The sequence below is a fragment of the Chitinimonas sp. genome, assembly GCF_041904975.1.
Taxonomy (GTDB): domain Bacteria; phylum Pseudomonadota; class Gammaproteobacteria; order Burkholderiales; family Chitinimonadaceae; genus Chitinimonas.
Map to the genome: position 1 here is coordinate 1 of NZ_JAYRLZ010000347.1, position 3,900 is coordinate 3,900.

Sequence of the window (3,900 nt, forward strand, 5' to 3'; positions counted from 1 at the left end):
TGATGAAGGCCTATCGTTCCGCCTTGTCGAGCGCGCTTCGCATGGTGATCATCACCGTGCTGTTCATACTGGCAGCCAAGCTAGGCGAGGTGTTCTCGCTGCATGGCTATCTCACCCCGGTGTGGCCGCCCGCCGCCGTGGCCTGTGCCGCCGCCCTGCTCTACGGCCCGCGCAGCCTGGCCGGCGTGGTGCTGTATATCTACTACGACTATGTGTCGGTCGACTTCAACATGGCCGCCCGCTATGCACGCGGCTTGGTCGAGCCGTCAGCCATGTTGCTCACCGCCAGCCTGCTGCACCTGGGCGCCCGGCGCGCAAAGATGGATCTGGCGCTTGCCACCATCCGCGCCAATCTGGTGCTGGTGGGCAGCGGCATCGCCTATACCGCGCTTAATGCCGCCCTCGCCACCGTGGGCTATTGCGGTCTCGTCCATACGCCGCGCTGCGAAGCCAATGGCTGGCTCAACCACTGGCTGCAATTCGGCCTGGGTGATCTGTTCGGCATCCTGATCTGCTTGCCGGCGCTGGTGTCCTGGGGCTTGCGGCTCGATGGCGGCGCGCGTGCCAGCCTGCCCGACCCCGCCAGCTACCGCCCGGTTCCCTTGCGCACCTCACGCCAACAATGGGCATTCATCGCCACCGGCCTGCTGGCTACCGCGCTGTCCTGGTGGTACACCCGCTTTGCCGCCCTGCCGGTGCATATGATCGGCTTTCTCACCCTGCCCTTGCTAGTCTGGGCCGCCTTGCGCTTTGCCCCGCTGTTCGTGCATACCGCCATCCTGGTGTGCGGCCTCGTTACCATCAGCCTGCAGCTTACCGCCCATGGCGGCATCGTCGGCGATGTGGGGACGCATCTTGCCTCGCTGTGCCTGTTCCTGCTCAGCCTGTCGGTGCTCACGCTCCTGGTTACTGCCTCAATCCAGCAGCAGCGCCAGCTGGCCGCGAACCTGGCGCACCGTGCCGAGCAAGCGCGTACCGAGATGATTCTGGCCGCCGCACCCGAGGCCATCATCAGCATCGACGGGCGTGGCATGGTCAGCTACTGGAACCCGGCTGCCGAACGCATCTTCGGCTGGCGCAGCGAGCAGGTGATCGGGCGGCAGGTGCATAGCTTCCTGCTGCCCAGCCTGCGTCGCAGTCATGCCGACGCCGGCCTGCAACGCTTTCTCGCCTCGGGCAAAGGCCCCTTGCTGGAGCAGGTGGTGGAGGTGGAGGGCCTGCATGCCGATGGCCGCCTGATCCCGATCGAGCTGGCGCTCACCGCCTACCAGAATGGCCGCGAATGGAATGCCACCGCCTTTGTGCGTGATATCAGCGACCGCAAGCAGCAGGAAACCGCGCTGGCCGCCGCCGAAGTACGCGCCCGCGAGCTAACCGACAAGCTACCCCTGGCGGTATTCCAGCTGCGCTTTGTCAATGAGCAGCCCAAATTCACCTTTGCCAATGCGCAATGGCAGGAATTCGGCCCCTCGCCCGAATCGATCATCGACGATGCACAGCAGGCGCTCGACCTGATCTTCGAGCGCGATATGGCGTCGGTGTATTCCTCGATGCGCGAGGCGGTCAAGGCCTCGCTGCCCTGGGAGCACGCCTTCCGCATCCGCCGCTGCGATGGCGAGCAACGCTGGATCTGGGGCGAGGCGCGCCCCTCCATCTCGCGTAGCGGCGAGTTGATGTGGAACGGTTTCTGGCAGGACATCACCGAAACCCAGCGCACAGCCGCCGAACTGGCCAATGCGCGCGACCAGGCCCAGCACTCGCAGCGGCGTCTGATCGATCTCTCCGACGCCCTCCCCTTGGCGATCTTCCAGCTGCGGCTGGAAATCGACGGCCATCTGCATTACCAGTTCGCCAGTGCCAAGGTACGCGAGGTGCTCGGCATCGACTTCGTCGAACTGCAAAGCAATCCGGACGCGCGTTGGCGCCATGTGGTGCCGGAAGACCGGCAACGCTGCCAGGCGATCGTGCGGCGCGCCATCGCCAACAAGGCCCATACCGATTTCGAGCATCGCGTCATGCTCGATGGCCAATTGCACTGGGTACAGGTCAAATCGGTGTGCAGCATGCAGCCCGATGGTGCCTGGGTGTGGAATGGCTGCTGGAGCGATATCACCGCCTCGCGCCTGCAGGCCGATGCGCTGCAGCTGGCCAAGACCCAGGCCGAGGAAGCCACCCGCGCCAAGTCGATGTTCCTGGCCAATATGAGCCATGAAATCCGCACCCCGATGAATGCCATCATCGGCATGGCCCATCTGGCACTGAAAACCGCGCTCAGCCCCAAGCAGCGCGACTATCTCGACAAGATCCACACCGCCGGCGTGTCGCTGCTCGGCATCATCAACGATATTCTCGACTTTTCGAAAATCGAGGCCGGCAAGCTCGATCTGGAATCGGTCGAATTCGATCTCGACGAGGTACTGGCCAATGTCGCTGCCGTCACTGCCGGTCGCGCCCAGGACAAGGGCCTCGAATACCTGATCGATGTACCGCCCGGCGTGCCGCGCCGCCTGCGTGGCGACCCGCTGCGCCTGGGTCAGGTGTTGATCAATCTGGTCAACAATGCAGTCAAGTTCACCGAGGCGGGGGAAGTGGCGGTATCGGCCAGTGTGGAGCGCCACGATGGCGAGGCGGTATGGCTGGCGTTTACCGTGCGCGACTCCGGTATCGGCATGAGTGCCGACCAGTGCGCCAGCCTGTTCCAGGCCTTTACCCAGGCCGATGGCAGCACCACCCGCAAATTTGGCGGCACCGGCCTGGGCCTGTCCATTTCGCGCCGGCTGGTGGAGATGATGGGGGGCAGCATTTCGGTGGAGAGCGCGCTGAACCATGGCTCCACCTTCCGCTTCTCTGCCCGCCTCGATTTGGTCAAGGCGCCCGCAGCCAGCAGCCGGGTGCTGCCGGAGCTGCTCAACGGCATCCGTATCCTGGTGGTGGATGACAATGCCAGCGCCCGCGAGGTGCTGACCGATGCGCTGGCCGATCTGCCGTTCGAATTGCAAGCGGTCGATTCCGGCGCCGCTGCCTTGGCGGCCATCCGCAATGCCGATGCCGACCGGCCATTCCGCGTGGTGCTGACCGACTGGCAGATGCGCGGCATCGATGGCATCGAGCTGGTGCGGGCAGTCAAATCCAGCGAATCGCTGCGCCAGCCGCCCTTGATGGTGCTGGTGACCGCCTTCGGCCGCGAGGAAATCCGCAACCGCGCCGAGCAGGCAGCGGTCGATGGCTTCCTGCTCAAACCGGTCAATCGCTCGGCACTGATCGACACCCTGGTCACCCTGATCAGCAATCAGGCCGACGCCGACCATGAGCTGCCCGCCACGCCGGCGCCCAGCCCCTCGCAAGGACATCGCGTGCTGGTGGTGGAAGACAATGAAGTGAACCAGCAGGTCGCCAGCGAGTTGCTGCAAAGCATGGGTCTCGATGTCGACATTGCCGGCAATGGCCAGGAGGCGCTCGACATACTGGGCAGCCGCCCGCTCGACCACTATTCGCTGGTATTCATGGACCTGCAGATGCCGGTGATGGATGGGCATGCGGCAACGCGGGCGATCCGTGCCGACCGCCGCTATGCCGGCCTGCCCATCATTGCCATGACCGCGCACGCCATGCGCGAGGAACGCGAGCGCTGCCTGCAAGAAGGCATGCAGGACCACATCAGCAAACCCATCGACCCGGAGCGCCTGATGAGCACGACACGCCGCTGGCTCAATCAAGAAATCAGCCCGCCTCGCGATACGCCGGCGAGCCATGATCTACCCATCATTGCCGGGCTTGACCGTGCGGCCGGTCTGCGCCGGGTGGCCGGCAACCAGGCGCTGTACCAGCGCCTGCTCGACCAGTTTGCCGCCCGCTATGCCGGCCATGCCGAGCAGATCGCCGCCCAAATCGACAGCAATC

General features: G+C 64.8%; 1 protein-coding gene. It reads left to right on the forward strand.

The window, feature by feature from the left end; translation table 11 throughout:
- Positions 1 to 3,900 (forward strand): response regulator (locus ACE3OH_RS20475; protein WP_374357504.1); only part of this gene is annotated, 3,900 nt, incomplete at both ends.